Origin of the sequence: Hathewaya massiliensis, assembly GCF_902143515.1 — a bacterium.
Taxonomy (GTDB): domain Bacteria; phylum Bacillota; class Clostridia; order Clostridiales; family Clostridiaceae; genus Hathewaya; species Hathewaya massiliensis.
In genome coordinates this window covers 805871-822087 of record NZ_CABFVD010000001.1, presented here as the reverse complement: position 1 = coordinate 822087, position 16217 = coordinate 805871, and the positions used below count along the sequence as shown (strand labels likewise).

Below are 16217 nucleotides of genomic sequence, written 5' to 3'. Positions count from 1 at the left end.
GAGTTCTTGTCAAAGTTTAAGATTTATTTTTAATGTAAAACCATATACATCTAACCATAAATATAACACTAACAGCTCCAAATCCAGGATATAGGACCTTAATCAAGTTTTTAAATCCTATTTGAGACATGGGAACTGCAATTGCCATTACTATAAAAACAGCCTTTTTATAACTTGTTTTATACTTTTGCTCCATGGTTTTAGCTACACTATATATGTCAGAAACCTCTGTTGAAAACATTTCACACCATATAACACAAAGAAGCATGCCTTGAATTATTTTGCCAAAAGGTGCTGCTATGTGAAGTAATGGAATGTCATATTTAAAAATAGAAGGAATGTTAAGTCCTAGCATAATATTTATAATAATTGAAAGCACTGTAAGAACAATAGAACCTAAAATAATTCCTTTTATCATAGCACTTTTAGACTTTACTTCACGACTTAAAGGCACTAAAACTCCACTACAACAAAGTATGTTAAATCCTGCATATAGTAATGAGGATATAAACCATTGATAGGGCAATATTTCTACCTTATGTGGTTTCATACTTACTATCTTATCTATAGTTATATACTCACCGAAAAAGCTTAGGTATAAGAAAAATACAAATAACAATACAAATATTAGAGACGGCACTATAAAAGAATTTATCACAACCAATCCATTAGTATCTTTCATTAATGTGTACAATGATATTACGCACATAAGTAAAATACCTACGTATTTTGGAATATTAAAATATTGATGAAGCAATGCACCACTTCCAGCTAAAATAATAGCAGAGCTACTAATTAAGAAAAAGCCTGTAACTAAATCTGTGGCTTTTCCAAAATAGCCTGGGCTTACAGTAGTTATTAATTGGTCATAGGAATTTAAATTATACTTAATACTTATACTAGATATTATAGAACACATAATAATATAGATTATAAGACAAACAAAAATGCCTATAAAACTTTTAGCACCGTATGTAGTAAAAAATTGTGTTATTTCTTGACCAGAAGCTAAACCAGCACCTACTACGGTACCAATAAATACTGCTGAAATTTGTAATACTTTTTTAAAGGTTTCTTTCAAGTGAATCCCTCCAGAAAATTAGTAGAACATAACTAGTTCTATATATACATATTATGTGTTTTATAAAATAATGAATTTATTAATTAAATTTTGTTTTATGGAAAAAATATAGTTACAACTAATTAAAGAGATAGAAGTTGGAGGCAAAATTAAATTTATAAAATAAAAGATGATAAATAACAAAAGAAAGGGAGGTTAATGCCACAGCTTGCAAAGAGCTATAGGTTTCAGAAAGAACCTGCTGAAGCTAGTAACTCTGTTAAGAGGTATATGGTTATTCATATTTTTAGTGGCATAGATAAATGTGAGAAAAAAAAGAATAATATTATGCATTATTTTAATATTTATGAGTTTATTCTTTATAAGTTGTAGTAAATCTAAGAAAGAAGAAAATTCAGATGAAAATAAGTTCCAAATGAAATCTGCTGTAAATATAGTTGAAAATTATATGGGGTATCTTTCTAATGAAGATTATAAAAATGCTAAAAAATTATATACAAAAGAGTTAGAAGAAAAAAGCAAGGATATGGGGGAAAATAAGCTTAAGATTAAAGGATATAATATGGAAAATATAAGTGAAGTGGGGAGAAGTGCATTAATAGAGATGAAAGTAACAAGATCAAGTGAAACTTCTTCAGAAGCTTTTTTAGATAATTATGCTATAAAAGTTATAAAAGAAAAGTCAGAATATAAAATATCTGAAATCAAATATAACCCAGAAAAAGAGGGGTTTAATGAAAAAAAGCAAATAAGGCAAAGAAGCAAGAAAAACGTAAAAACTGATCTTGTTACAGAGATGGGGAGTTTACCAAACTATTTTTTCCCTAAGGATGATGGAGGTAACATATACAAAGTGCCAGTTACTAAAGATGAATTTGGCCCAATACAATTCTCTTATAGTGGTGATAAAATAGCTGTAAGCACTAAAGGAGAAAATCCTTATATAGGAGTTATAGCTATAGATGACACTCTAGCAGTTCAAGGAAGTGGAGCAGGAGGTGGAGGTGGTGGTGATAAAAGTGAAGGTCAACAAGGGGACCAAGAAGGTAAGTCAACGGGAATGAAAGAAAAACCTGTAGGAAAAGAGATAGTCTCCTTAGATATACTAAAAGGTAGTAGTATAGAGTTTTTAGTCTTTTCCCAAGATGAGGAACTTTTACTTTGTCAGTATAAAAGCAGTGGAGGAAAAATATTTAGAATATATAAAGCAGGATCTGGTGAAATGGTGCCTATAGATTTTAAAAGTATTTTCCCAGTAGATAAAGTTGATTTAGTATATGATTCTTTTAATAAGGATATATTGAACTTTGAAGTTAAAAAAAGAGATGGTATAAATAGTTCAGATACATCTATTTTAGGAAAGTACAAATTAGACTTAAAGGAGTTTAATATAACTAAGTTATAAGACATTAGTGCAATTTAAAACATAAATATAAAAATTTTATAGGTTTGATATAATTAAGTTGTAGGGATTTATATTTAGTGGAGAAAAATTTCTCTAGGATTAAATTTTATTTTAATCCTAGAGAATACTCCACTATATTACTTTTTTGATTATGTAGAGATGAAAATTTAGAATTAGAAAAGTCCTAAGTACTTCACTATATTATCTTTTGACTTATAAAGATTTGAAGTTTTTTTATAATAAGCATAAAATATAGTTATATTTAACTGAAAGGAAGAAGAAAATGCAAAAATTTTGGCAGGATAAAAGATATCACAGTTTGAACTATTTTTTAAGAGAAAAATTTGGAGAAAAGGTCTTTAAAATATCCTTAGATGCTGGATTTTCTTGTCCCAATAGAGATGGAAAGATTAGTTCAGGGGGATGTATTTTTTGTAGTTCTAGGGGGTCAGGAGATTTCGCTGGGGATAGGAGATTTTCTATAGATAAGCAATTTGAAGATATAAAAAATATGATGAAGAAAAAATGGAATACAGGGAAATATATATCATATTTTCAGGCATATACCAATACTTATGCACCTATAGAGGTTTTAGATAAAAAGTATAAAGAAGCTACAGATAAAGAAGGGGTAGTGGCCTTAGCTATAGCTACAAGACCAGATTGCCTTGGAGAAGATGTATTAGAGCTTTTAGAGTCTTATAATAAAAAGGTTTATACTTGGGTAGAACTAGGACTTCAGACCTCAAAAGAAAGCACAGCTAAATTAATAAATAGAGGATATGAATTAGAGGTTTTTGAAAAGGCAGTTAGAGAACTAAGGAAAAGAAATATTGATGTAGTGGTACATATTATCTTTGGGCTTCCTGGGGAAGATAGGGAGGATATGTTAGATACCATAAAATATATTTCTCATATGGATATACAAGGGGTAAAGATTCATCTTCTTCATTTAATGGAGAATACTCCTCTAGTAAAGTTTTATGACAGTGGGCAGTTAAAGTTTATGGAAATGGAAGAGTATGTAGATTTAATTTGTGAAGCTATATCTCTGTTACCGCATTCTACGGTGGTTCATAGACTTACAGGAGATGCTCCACGAAACTTACTTATAGGTCCTATGTGGAGTCTTAAAAAATGGGAAGTTTTAAATGCTATAGATAAAAAGTTAGAAACTGAGGATATATATCAAGGGAAAAATTATAAGGAGCTTTAAAAGAGGTGAAGTGTTATGAAAATAGATTTAATGATATCTGCAGACCACATAGATAGGAAAAAGATAAAAGGGAAAACTGTGGTAATAATTGATGTTCTAAGGGCAACTTCTGTAATTGTAACAGCTATAAATAACGGATGTTCAAAAGTTGTGCCTGTACTTTCTATGGAAGAAGCCTTTGAATATGCTAAGGAAAATCTAGATCAATGTATATTGGGTGGAGAGAGAAATGCACTTAAAATAGAAGGATTTAATTGTTCTAATTCTCCATTAGAGTACACAAAGGAAGTTATAAGTGGCAAGACTTTAGTTATGACTACAAGCAATGGGACGAGGGCTATAAAGGCTAGTGAAGATGCTAAAAATATATTAATTGGTTCTATGATAAATGGGGAAGCAGTGGCAGAGAAAGTCTTAGATTTTGGAGAAGATTTAGTTATAGTAAATTCAGGAACCAATGGGGAGTTCTCTATGGATGACTTTATTTGTGCAGGATATCTTATATATAAGATTAGAGAAAATGAAGAGGAATTAGAGCTTACTGATATAGCTCGTACTGCCTTAATGTCTTATGATAATCATAAGGATATAATTAGTTTTATAAAAGATGCAGTTCATTATAAAAGATTAAAGTCATTAGGTTTAGAAGAAGATTTAGAATACTGCTTCAAAAAGGATACTGTGCATATTGTGCCTCAGTATAAAAATTGTGAGATTAAATAAATTTTATACTTAATTAAGCTTAACATAAAAATTAATTTTTATGTTATACTGGCAAAAATCTTATTATAAACATTAGAGGGATTATAAGCTTAAATTTAACAGGCTTATAATCCCTCTCTAACTAATTCTTTATAATTATAAAGTTATATTTATAGGTTCTTCATAGCTTTTTATAATTATTAAATTATATTAATAAGTTCTTCATAGTTATATATATACTTGTGAGCTATGGATTTAATCTCTTCTTCTTGCAGTTTTGAAAAATCATCATAAACACCAACAACTCTCATCCCCGCAGACTTAGCACCCTTTATAGCTGGGAGTATGTCCTCAAAAACCACGCAATTTTTAGGGGCCACATCTAACCTTTCAGCAGCTAAAAGATATACATCAGGAAAGTTCTTTCCGCGGGTGACTTCACTTGTAGTTGTGATGCTATGAAAATATTCTTCAATGCCATGAGCTTTTAAGCAAGCATTTATTAGAGGCTTGCAGTTACTTGTAGCTAGAGCTATTTTTATGTTTGCTGCTTTTAATATTTTTAAAAAGTTTTTTACTCCTGCTTTTAATGGTACATTAGTGGAGTACTCTTTTATTGCCATTTCAAACCATTGGTTTTGAATTTCTTCTTCTGTATAGGGCAGATTAAATCTTTGTTTAAAGTAAGAAGAGGTTTCTTCAAAGCTAAGATGTTCAATATGGCATCTTAGGTCTTTGGGCAGAGGTTTATTGTGAGCTTTTAAATAATCTATATCGATTTTTTCCCATATCCACATAGAATCTACTAAAGTTCCGTCTAAATCAAATATAACACCCTTTATTTCTCTTAACATATAATTTCCCCCTATTTTAAGTTTTTTTATTTCATAAACAGGTTTATAAGCTTAGGAGGAAATGCGTATTCCTTTAAAGCTCATAAATTCTTATATAGGGGCATATTCCCCCTTTTTTTCTCTAAGTCTTAAAAAGATGAGAGTATTAGAGTGAGTCATAGTATAAAATAGTATGTGGCATAAGAACAAAGAGTTCCTATGATCATTCCCATTATAACATCAGTAGGATAATGTACTCCAATATACATTCTTGAAATACCCACAGCTAAAGATAATAAAATAAAAATATAATCTAAATGTGGAAGGCATAGAGATAGCATGATTCCTATGGAAAAGGCCATAGTAGTATGTCCAGAAGGAAAGGAATATGCATCTATGTGAATTTTTTTTATGTTTAAGTTTTTTAATATCAAAAAAGGTCTTTCTCTATTTATGGTCTTTTTTATTATTATAGCTACAATGCTAGATATAACAAGAGAAATACTACATTTTAAACCTATGTTTCTAGTAGTTTTATTAGGGATACATAGTAATGCAGCGCAAAATATATATGAAAAAGGAATTGAGCCTAAGTAAGTTATTTTTGGCATTAAAAAATCTAATTCATTACATTTAATATAATCATTAAAAAACCTAAGTACACGTTCATCTCTCTTCTTTAATGAGTTTAATATGGAATTCAAAAGCACTCCTCCTTTCAAAAACCTTCTTTTAAAAAATCTTACTATTATATTTTAACATAATAGTTTTAAATACAAGATATATTGTAATTAACTTTTAGTAAAATTTAATCATAATATATTAAGCATTTTTTTCATTATATAATAAAGAGAGTTCCTTGAGAAGAGAGAGTTACTTAAACAAAGAAAGTTCTAGCCTTGAGAGGGAGTTTTACTCCTACTAAAGCTAGAAGTTTTTATCTAGAATGTAGCTATCTTTTCATCGGCTTTTAAGGGGATAGAGTATTGGAGCAAATAGTCATAGGTTGAAAACTAAAAGTCTCTGTGAAAAATACTGGTTTTATTCTTATCATAGAAGTCTTCAGTTTTCTCTATGCCTAATTGTTTAAGAATTTCTTTCATATATTCATTATCTATAGCAACTGTTACATGGGAGTTTTCGGCGTATCTAGTTACATTCTCCTTACCATTTTCCTTTTCAATTAAAGACTTAGGGCCACCAATACATCCACCAACACATCCCATACCTTCTATAAAATTAGCCTTTAAATTACCTTCTTGAGCTTTAGATAATATGTCTTTACATTCTCTAACTCCATTGCCTTGGATTGCAACTAATAGCTCGTGTTTTTCAGGAAAAAGCCTTTTTATAGCATCAGATATTGCAATTGAAACTCCACCTGTTCTTGCATAAAGTCTTCCACCCTTAGAAGCGTATTCAGAAGTAAAATCCTCAGGCAATTTAGAAGGAAAAATATTTAAAGCTTCAAAGATTTCTTTTAATTCCTCGAAGGTAAGAACAAAATCAATATCACCTAACAAATCTTTTTCCTTTGCTTCAGCTTTTTTAGCTATGCAAGGGCCTATAAACACTACCTTACATTCAGGATTTAACTTTTTAATAATTCTTCCTGAAGCTATCATAGGAGATATAGAAGGAGATACGTGTTTAACTAAATCAGCATAAACTCTTTTTAGCATACCCACCCACATTGGGCAACAACAAGAAGTTATCATCAAATCATCTTTTGACTTAACATGTTCGTTAAATTCAAAGGCTTCTTTTAAGGTTAACATATCTGCAAAAAAAGCAACTTCAACCATATCTAAAAAGCCAAGTTTTTTAAAGGCTGATCTTAATTGATTCATAGTGACTTCTTCTCCAAATTGACCACATATTGCAGGGGCAACAGTTGCGATTACTGGTTTATCCGATTTTAAAAGATTAAATAGAGGGAGAAATTGAACTCTGTCCACAATGTTACCATCTATACAGGCATCTACACAAAAGCCACAATCTGTGCATTTAAATGGATCTATATAAGTTGAAGTCCCTTCTTTGTTAAGTAATATAGCATCGAAGGGACAGCTTTTTTCACAGGCAGTTTTGCCGGTCTTATCAGCACAAGACATGGAACAATCCTTTATTTTAAAAACTAATTTTTCTTTAGAATTATAATTAGAAATAGCTTTTTTTATATCATCTATAAAAGTATCTGAATAATTTATTTTAACTCCACAAAGAGAAGAAATTAAACCTGCTAATTCCTCTTTATTGGAGTCAGTTCCTTTTAACATATTAGATATATCTTTCTTTAAAGTTCCCTTATTAAATGAGTTAATTAAGGATTTAAATAATTCATCATGATTTTTTTGCATATTAGTACCTCACATATATTATAATATTATAATTATGTTCTAAATATGGTGTATTTAATCATTTTATTATGAAACAGAGGTTTAGATTTAGGGGAAATGCTTATACAGAGACATAGTAGGTCTTTCCTAATAGGTTAAAGAAGATGAGAGTATTAGAGAAGATAGTTATGGGTAAAATTGGAAAAAATAAAAAGAACCACAAATAAATGTGATTCTTTTATGGTCGGGGTGACAGGGATTGAACCTGCGACCTCATGGTCCCAAACCACGCGCGCTCCCATCTGCGCCACACCCCGAAAGACAAGTACAATTATACTAAATCAATTGCAGCTTGTCAACTAGAGGAATTAACTTTTCTTCTCTTCATATCCACGAGTAGGAACTGTAGATACAACAAACCCTACAAATATAGACACTAAGGCAGGAGTCACTACATTTATATACTCGATGTAACGTGTTTTGTAAAGGATTATAGCTGTAATGGACGTGATGGCCACAGTTACTACAAATAAGAAGATTATGAATTTAGCAAAGGAACTCATAAGCTTTTCATATATTTTATGTCTATTAGGACCGCTTATTATGGCTCTAAATATAAAATATGAGATTAAAATTAATATTAAGTCTAGGGTTGCTGAAATAAAAAAGTTTCTCATTAGAACACCACCATTCAAAATTAATATAAATAATTATTTATATTTTTCCCAAAAGGGTGGCTTTTATTATATTAATAAGAAATTTTGATAAAACTATTTTAAATACAACTCTCCAACTGTATTAATATCACCAGCGCCTACTGTTAAGATTAGATCCCCTTCTTTACAATTTTCCTTTAGGAAAGTTACCATTTTATCAAAATCAGGAATATAAGCTGCATTTACTCCCTTTTCTGCTATTTTTTTTGCTAAGTCTTTAGAATTAACAAGTCCCGTATCTTTTTCTCTTGCAGCATATATGTCAGCTATTAAAAGAGAATCTACACCATTAAAACAATCAGAGAACTCTTTAAATAAATTATAAGTTCTAGTATAAGTATGTGGCTGGAATAGACAGTAAATTTTATTATGAGGATATCTTAAAGCGGTTTTTATTGCAGATAAAATTTCTGTAGGATGATGAGCATAATCATCTATTACAGTTACTCCATCTTTAACACCTTTAACTTCAAACCTTCTATGAGTTCCTTTATAATTATATAGACCATCTTTTATAGCATCATAAGAGATGTCTAAACTCAAGGCTGCTGCAATAGTAGATAAGGAATTTAAAATATTATGTTCACCAGGAACACTTAATTTTACTGAGAACAAATCCTCTCCATTTTTACATACGGTGTAAGAGGTGGTTCCATCATCATAAAAAGCAATATCCTTTGCTCTTATATCTCCATTTTTTATACCAAAAGATACTAAATTACAATCTGCGCTGTCTATGATGCTCATAAGGTTAGCATCATCTGCATTGGCTACTAAGTATCCATCTTTCGGAATAATTTTTATGAATTTTGCAAATGCATCTTTAATATGATTTATATCTCTGTAATAATCTAAATGATCAGCATCTACGTTTAATATTATACCTATATATGGATAGAATTTAAGAAAAGATTCCTTATATTCACAGGCTTCAGTTATAAGGTAGTCACTTTCTCCAACTAGAATATTTCCCCCTATAGCATCTAGTTCACCACCAACTAGAATTGTAGGGTCTACTTCTGCACTTAAAGCTATATGAGACATCATAGAAGTTGTTGTAGTTTTACCATGAGTTCCTGAAACAGCTATGTTGTACTTATGACCCTGCATTATTTTCCCTAAGAATTCTGCCCTATCATACATTGTAAGACCAAGTTCCTTAGCCTTTAGTAATTCTGGATTATCAGAGGCAATTGCTGCTGTATACACTACAATATCTTTACCCTCTACATTTTCGCTTTTATGTTCTGCATATATTAAGGCACCTAGATGTTCTAATTTACTTGTTATATGACTTTGCTTTCTATCAGAACCAGAAACTTTGAAACCATTTTTAAGCATGATTTCTGCAAGGCCGCTCATACTTATTCCACCAATACCTATAAAGTGTATTTTTTTATTTTTATCATTTATAAAATCTAAAGACACATTATCACTCCCTAATATTTTTAAGTTTCCTATATATTTTACAATAAACAACATTGAATTTCAGCTTAAAGTTTAAGTCTTTGCATAAGATACAATGCAAGATTATAAGCTAGAAACACCCTCATCAGCCCCTTAAAATTTAAGCACCTATATAAGAAAGCTTCTCTTAATTATACACCACTAATTACCAGAAATTGCAATTTGCTCATGTATATAATAATACCTTAAAATGAATAAATTAATATATATATTAATTTTAAAATTAAATTATTACACTATAATTATATACAAATGTCATGAAAATCAACACAAAAAATATGCAATATGAAAAAAATAATTAAAACTTAAGTTATTTTATGGTTAAAAAACTTTAAATGATGTAAAATATAAGATAAAACATGAATGATTTTATAATATTACGAGAAATAATTCGTTGAAAAATTAAAGGTGATGTATATGGAAAATAAATTTACTAGAAATCAAAGGGTTGCTGCAATTACAAAAGTTTTAGTTGAAAATCCCAATAGAATAATAAATTTAAATACTTTTACCAGTTCTTTAAATGCTGCTAAATCTACTATAAGTGAAGATGTGGTTATAGTTAGAGAATCTCTAAGCAAATTATCTATGGGAAGGATAGAAACTGTTGCTGGTGCATCAGGAGGAATAAAATATATACCAGATATAAATAACAAAGATAAGAATGATTTTATAGAGGAACTCTGTAATATTTTAATGGATGAGGACAGGGTAATTCCAGGAAACTTTATTTATATGACGGATTTACTTTATGACCCTAGAATCATAACTAAAGCAGGTTCTATTTTAGCTTGTAAGTTTAATAATTTAGAAGTAGATTGTGTAATAACTGTAGAAACTAAGGGAATTCCACTTGCCTATGAAGTAGCTAAATGTCTAGGGGTTAAACTTGTAATAGTAAGACATGATACTAAAGTTACAGAAGGAACTACTGTTAGTATTAATTATGTATCTGGTTCTACTAAAAGAATTCAAACCATGACGTTATCAAGAAAAGCTATAGGTAAAGGGAATAAGTGTATTTTTATAGATGACTTTATGAAGGGTGGAGGAACTGCTATCGGAATAGTAAACCTTCTTAAGGAATTTGAATGTGATCTTTTAGGTATGGGATTTTTAATAGAAGATATGCATACAGAAGAAAAGTTAATTAAAGATTATGTGTCTTTGATTCAATTTAAGGGTATAGGTGAAGATTCTAAGGCAATTTTAATCCCTTCTGAAAAACTATAGAATACTATTTTTAAACTTCTAATGTTAAAAGTTGAAAAATATTTAGAATTTTTTAAACAATTAAGAAGGAAAAATGTAGTTTATAGAGAATAATTATATAAAGTAACTGTTTTGGAGGTGGACCTATGCAAATCACAGATGTTAGAATTAGAAAAATTTCTGCTGATAGTAAGATGAAGGCTATTGTATCAGTGACCTTCGATGGAGAATTTGTTGTACATGATATTAAGGTTATAGAGGGAAAAAATGGCCTTTTTATAGCTATGCCAAGCAGGAAAACACCTAATGGAGAGTTTAAAGATATAACTCATCCAATAAATACCGATACAAGACAAAAGATTCAAGATGCTATATTATCTGAATATGAAAAGGTTAAAAACCAAGTTGGAACAGAGGAAACTGATTGTGAATGTAGTTCTGAATGTTCGCAGAATGAAGAATAAATTTAAAAGGGGTTTAAAGACTCCTTTTTATTTTTTTTATTTAAATCAATTAATTTTGTAAAAGTGGCTTTATTAGGTTGAAAATATATGTTTTATAAAATATAATATAAAGGGATTTTTATATTAAAAAAATGTATAAATGAGGTGTTCAATTTGTGTAATTGTGCTATTGTATTAGCAGCAGGTGCAGGAACAAGGATGAAATCTAATTTACCTAAGGTCTTACATAAAGTTTGTGGAAAAGAAATGGTTAATCATGTTATAGATACTATAAAATTAGCTGGAGTAGAACATATAAGTTTAGTTATTGGTAAAGAGGCTGAGAAAGTTAAGGCCGGGACTCAACTTAGAAGAGTAACCTATTCATTTCAAGAGGAACAATTAGGAACAGGGCATGCGGTAATGTGTGCAAGAGAATTTCTGCAAAATAAGAAGGGCACAGTAGCTATATTTGTTGGTGATGGTCCACTTATCACAAAAGAAATGGTAGAAAAACTTTTTAAATTTCATGAAGCTGGAAAATACAAGGCTACCATTATCACCTCTATTTTAGAAGATCCAGCAAAGTACGGTAGGATTATTAGAAATTCACAAGGTGAAGTAGAAAAGATTGTAGAATTTAAAGATTGTAATGAAGAACAGGTTAAGGTTAAGGAAATAAACTCAGGAATGTATTGCTTTGATATAGAAGTTTTATTAGAGAATTTATCTAAGTTAAATAATAACAATGCACAAAATGAATATTACCTAACAGATGTAATAGAAATATTAAAAGAACAAGGGCTTAAGGTTGGGGCTTTTGCAGTTCCTGTAGAGGAAATAACAGCCGTAAATTCTAGGGTTGAACTTTCAAATGCAGAAATTATAATGAGAAGAAGAATAAATAAGAGGCATATGGAAAATGGCGTTACTATAATTGATCCTGAAAATACATATATAGGTTGTGAGGTAAAAATAGGGATCGATACCATAGTATACCCTGGAAATGTTATAGAAGGTAGTACTATAATAAAAGAAGGATGTACACTTTATCCTAATTCAAGAATAGAAAATAGCATTATAGATAGTGGGGTTATTATTCAAAATTCAGTTATATTGGATAGTGAAATTGGGAAAAATACTACAGTAGGTCCTTTTGCATATATAAGACCAAATAGTAACATTGGTAAAAATGCTAGAATAGGAGATTTTGTAGAGATTAAAAAGTCAACAATTGGTGATAACACTAAGGTATCACATCTAACATACATAGGCGATGCTGAAGTAGGCACAGGTTGCAACTTTGGCTGTGGAACAGTAGTTGTCAATTACGATGGAAAAGAAAAACACAAAACTATAATAGGGGATGATGTTTTTATAGGATGTAACACCAATTTGATATCACCTGTTGAAGTTAAAAGTAATTCATATGTGGCTGCTGGTTCAACAATTACCAAAGAAGTTCCTAAGGGAGCTTTGGCAATTGCAAGAGCTAGACAGACTAATATTGAAAACTGGGTAGAGAAAAAGGGGCTTAAGAAATAATTTTTAGGAGGTCTACACATGGAATTTAATGGCAAAAACATTAAGATTTTTTCAGGTAATGCCAACAGAAGATTATCAGAAGATATTGCTGATAGACTTGGCATCTCTTTAGGGCATGCAGAGGTATCAACATTTAGTGATGGGGAAATTTCTGTTAATATCAATGAAACAGTTAGGGGAACTGACGTATTTGTAGTACAATCTACAAATGCACCAGTAAATCATAACCTAATGGAACTATTAATAATGATTGATGCATTTAAAAGAGCGTCTGCAGGTAGAATTACAGCAGTAATACCATACTATGGGTATGCAAGACAAGATAGAAAGGCTAAGGCAAGAGATCCAATCACTGCAAAATTAGTAGCTGATATTATAACAGCAGCAGGAGCAGATAGAGTTTTAACTATGGATTTACATGCGGCTCAAATACAAGGATATTTCAATATTCCAGTAGACAATTTAATGGGCTGTCCAATCCTTGCAAACTATTTTGTTGAAAAAGGATACAAAGATAGAGATGACATTGTTGTTGTTTCACCAGACTTAGGAAGTGTTGCTAGATCTAGAATTTTTGCAGATAGATTACATGCACCAATAGCTATAATTGATAAGAGAAGACCTAGAGCTAACGTATCAGAAGTTATGAATATAATAGGAGACGTTAAAGATAAGGTTTGTATAATGATTGATGATATGATTGATACAGCTGGAACTATAACTAATGGTGCTGCTGCATTAAAAGAAAAAGGGGCTAAAGAAGTATATGCTTGTTGTAGCCATGGAGTTTTATCAGGTCCTGCAATAGAAAGATTAGAGAAGTCAGTTTTAAAAGAAGTTGTTATGTTACATAGTATAGATTTAGCAGAAGAAAAGAAATTAAGTAAGTTTAAAATATTACCAGTAGCTCCTATTTTTGCAGAAGCTATAAAAAGAATTCATGATGACGTATCAGTAAGTAAATTATTCGAAGACTAATATTTTTATTTAAAAGACATGTTGTGTATAACAGCATGTCTTTTTTAAAATATAAATTTACATAGTAGCTTTATAGGTAAATAATTTGTAACATTTTCAGAAAAACTAAGGATAATAGAATAAAATATGATAGATTAATATTATAATCTTATTGAGGAGGATTTTAAGGTGGAAGGATCAATTGCGAGAATACTAATAGTAGATGATGATGAGAATATATGCGAAGTAATAAAGATGTATTTAGAAAGCTCAGGGTATGAAACAGAAGTGGTTTATAATGGAAGAGACGCTATAGAAAAATTTAATACTTATAAACCAGATTTAATGGTTCTTGATATAATGTTACCTTATGTAGATGGAATAGATGTTTTAAAAGCTATTAGGAAAGAGTCTGAAACACCAGTTATTCTTTTAACAGCTAAAGGGGAAACTTTTGATAAGGTTCTAGGTTTAGAACTTGGTGCAGATGACTATATAGTAAAACCTTTTGAACCTAAAGAACTTATTGCAAGAGTTAAAGCAGTTTTAAGAAGATATAATGTGGAGAGTATTAATAAAGAAGTTTTAAGTTTTGAAAATTTAGTTGTAGATATAAACTCCTATAATGTTACATATAGAGGAGAAGAAATAAAAATGCCACCAAAAGAATTTGAGCTTTTATATTTCTTGGCTTTAAATAAAAATAAAGTTTTTACAAGGGAACAATTATTATGTGAAGTTTGGGGTTATGATTATCCAGGAGATTCTAGAACTGTAGATGTGCATGTAAAGAGACTTAGGGAGAAACTTCAAGGAGCTGAAAGTTGGCAGATCGAAACAGTTTGGGGTGTTGGATATAAATTTGAGGTTAAATAGATGAAAAAAAGGAGTCTATTTACTAAAATGTTAGCAACCTATACTTTAATAATTTCCTTAAGCTTTGTAATACTTGCTGCCTTTCTTTCTTTTTGGTTTGAGAGTTATTATTTTCAACAAAGAAGAGAACAACTAGAGGGGCAGTCTGTTATTATAAGCCAGATGGCGTTGAAATATGTTAGAAATGAAATTACCCCAGAACATATGGAAGGAACTTTAGAGTTTATGGGTGACTATTTAAAGGCTGATATTTGGGTAGCTGATAGTTGGGGTTATGTATATTCAGTATCTAATTATAATCATAAAAAATTAATAGGTAATCAACTTTTTATAGAAGATATACAGAAATTAAAACAAAAAAATATTGTAGAAAGAAAAGGAACTTATGGCAATGTATACACAAGTTTAGTACATAGCATTGAAATACCCATATTTACAAGTAAACAAGAATTTATGGGGGCTATTATAATGAATACTGCTATGAGTCAAATTACAGACCCATTAAACAAGGTATATGGCATAATATGGGTATCGGCTATTTTAGCTATAATAATTTCATGCATAATAATATATAGATTTTCTCAGAGAATAATTGTAAAACCATTAGGAGAAATAAATGATGTAGCAAGGAAGATATCAAAGGGTGAAGTAGAAAAGAGAGTAACTACAAAAACCGATGATGAGATAGGGGAACTTGCAAACTCCTTTAATTATATGGCTGACTTTTTAGAAAAAGTAGAAGATAATAGAAGACAATTTATATCAAATGTATCTCATGAGATACGTTCGCCTATTACATCTATAAAAGGATTTATAGGGGGAATAATAGATGGAATTATACCTAAGGAAAAAGAAAAATATTATTTAAAATTAGCTTATGAAGAAATTCAAAGATTAACTAGATTAGTCAATGAACTTCTAGATTTATCTGCCTTACAAGATGGTAAGTTTAAGCTTATTATTGATGATATAGATATAAACGAAATTATAAGGGTTACTGTATTAAAATTTGAAGGAAAAATAAAGAAAAAAAATCTAAAGGTAGAAGTTTCTTTTGAAAACGACAAGTTAATAACCGTTGGAGATAAGGATAGATTAGTTCAAGTAATCACAAATTTACTTGATAATGCCATTAAATATTCTAATTACGAATCAGAAATAAAAATATATACCAAGACAAAGTCAAGAAAAGCTGTAATCTCTATATATAATGAAAGTGACCCTATCCCAGAAGAGGTTCTAAACAAGTTATGGGAAAGATTTTATAAAATAGATAGTTCCAGAACTTCTAAAATGAGCACAGGACTAGGACTTTCAATTGTAAGAGAGATTTTATCACAATTAAATCAAGAAATATGGGCTGAAAATGTAGAAAATGGAGTTCGTTTTACTTTTACTTTAGATAAAGCTAAAAAAAGTTAAAGA

General features: G+C 30.0%; 15 protein-coding genes and 1 tRNA gene. 9 read left to right on the top strand and 7 right to left on the bottom strand.

All coding sequences use genetic code 11. The features are described from left to right. Window positions 1–16: 16 nt before the first annotated feature. A complete protein-coding gene (locus FNZ64_RS03820; RefSeq protein ID WP_142413530.1) occupies window positions 17–1081 on the bottom strand; it encodes a YkvI family membrane protein in 1065 nt (354 codons plus the stop codon). 346 nt (window positions 1082–1427) lie between these two features. Between FNZ64_RS03820 and FNZ64_RS03815 the strand changes: the two genes are divergently transcribed. The 3 genes from FNZ64_RS03815 (at window position 1428) to FNZ64_RS03805 (ending at window position 4425) form a co-directional block, all read left to right on the top strand. Then, window positions 1428–2486 carry a hypothetical protein gene (locus tag FNZ64_RS03815; RefSeq protein WP_142413529.1) on the top strand — a complete coding sequence of 353 codons (1059 nt, stop codon included), beginning with the start codon at window positions 1428–1430 and terminating at the stop codon, window positions 2484–2486. Between the two features lie 283 nt (window positions 2487–2769). Next, window positions 2770–3702, top strand: coding sequence for a tRNA modification radical SAM protein MnmL/YtqA (gene mnmL, locus FNZ64_RS03810; protein WP_142413528.1), 933 nt, complete (start codon window positions 2770–2772; stop codon window positions 3700–3702). A gap of 15 nt (window positions 3703–3717) precedes the next feature. Then, window positions 3718–4425, top strand: coding sequence for a 2-phosphosulfolactate phosphatase family protein (locus FNZ64_RS03805; RefSeq protein ID WP_142413527.1), 708 nt, complete (start codon window positions 3718–3720; stop codon window positions 4423–4425). Window positions 4426–4604: 179 nt separating this feature from the next. On the opposite strand, the gene FNZ64_RS03800 is transcribed toward FNZ64_RS03805, so the two are convergent. The 6 genes from FNZ64_RS03800 to murC form a co-directional block, all read right to left on the bottom strand. Then, window positions 4605–5258, bottom strand: coding sequence for an HAD family hydrolase (locus tag FNZ64_RS03800; protein WP_142413526.1), 654 nt, complete (start codon window positions 5256–5258; stop codon window positions 4605–4607). A 155-nt stretch (window positions 5259–5413) separates the two neighbouring features. Further along, complete coding sequence (locus FNZ64_RS03795) at window positions 5414–5941, bottom strand: phosphatase PAP2 family protein (protein WP_243129181.1); 528 nt, start codon at window positions 5939–5941, stop codon at window positions 5414–5416. A gap of 309 nt (window positions 5942–6250) precedes the next feature. Beyond that, the gene (locus tag FNZ64_RS03790) at window positions 6251–7597 is read right to left on the bottom strand and encodes a [Fe-Fe] hydrogenase large subunit C-terminal domain-containing protein (RefSeq protein ID WP_142413525.1); all 1347 of its coding nucleotides are present in this window, start codon (window positions 7595–7597) and stop codon (window positions 6251–6253) included. A gap of 220 nt (window positions 7598–7817) precedes the next feature. Beyond that, window positions 7818–7893: transfer RNA gene (locus FNZ64_RS03785), tRNA-Pro, on the bottom strand. 51 nt (window positions 7894–7944) lie between these two features. Further along, entirely contained in the window at window positions 7945–8253 is a 309-nt protein-coding gene (locus FNZ64_RS03780; RefSeq protein ID WP_142413524.1) for a hypothetical protein, read from the bottom strand. A gap of 93 nt (window positions 8254–8346) precedes the next feature. Then, window positions 8347–9720: a UDP-N-acetylmuramate--L-alanine ligase gene (murC, locus tag FNZ64_RS03775; protein ID WP_142413523.1), complete on the bottom strand. Its 1374-nt coding sequence runs from the start codon at window positions 9718–9720 to the stop codon at window positions 8347–8349. A gap of 456 nt (window positions 9721–10176) precedes the next feature. On the opposite strand from murC, the gene purR reads away from it, so the two are divergent. From purR to FNZ64_RS03745, 6 genes are all read left to right on the top strand, one after another. Beyond that, the gene (gene purR / locus FNZ64_RS03770) at window positions 10177–10992 is read left to right on the top strand and encodes a pur operon repressor (protein ID WP_142413522.1); all 816 of its coding nucleotides are present in this window, start codon (window positions 10177–10179) and stop codon (window positions 10990–10992) included. Between the two features lie 125 nt (window positions 10993–11117). Beyond that, the gene (spoVG, locus tag FNZ64_RS03765; protein WP_142413521.1) at window positions 11118–11435 is read left to right on the top strand and encodes a septation regulator SpoVG; all 318 of its coding nucleotides are present in this window, start codon (window positions 11118–11120) and stop codon (window positions 11433–11435) included. Window positions 11436–11588: 153 nt separating this feature from the next. Continuing rightward, on the top strand, window positions 11589–12959 hold the full coding sequence (glmU, locus tag FNZ64_RS03760) for a bifunctional UDP-N-acetylglucosamine diphosphorylase/glucosamine-1-phosphate N-acetyltransferase GlmU (RefSeq protein WP_142413520.1): 1371 nt from the start codon (window positions 11589–11591) through the stop codon (window positions 12957–12959). Between the two features lie 18 nt (window positions 12960–12977). After that, complete coding sequence (locus tag FNZ64_RS03755; protein ID WP_142413519.1) at window positions 12978–13937, top strand: ribose-phosphate pyrophosphokinase; 960 nt, start codon at window positions 12978–12980, stop codon at window positions 13935–13937. A gap of 168 nt (window positions 13938–14105) precedes the next feature. Continuing rightward, window positions 14106–14792 carry a response regulator transcription factor gene (locus FNZ64_RS03750; RefSeq protein WP_142413518.1) on the top strand — a complete coding sequence of 229 codons (687 nt, stop codon included), beginning with the start codon at window positions 14106–14108 and terminating at the stop codon, window positions 14790–14792. Continuing rightward, on the top strand, window positions 14793–16214 hold the full coding sequence (locus tag FNZ64_RS03745) for a HAMP domain-containing sensor histidine kinase (RefSeq protein ID WP_142413517.1): 1422 nt from the start codon (window positions 14793–14795) through the stop codon (window positions 16212–16214). The last annotated feature ends 3 nt before the right edge of the window (window positions 16215–16217 follow it).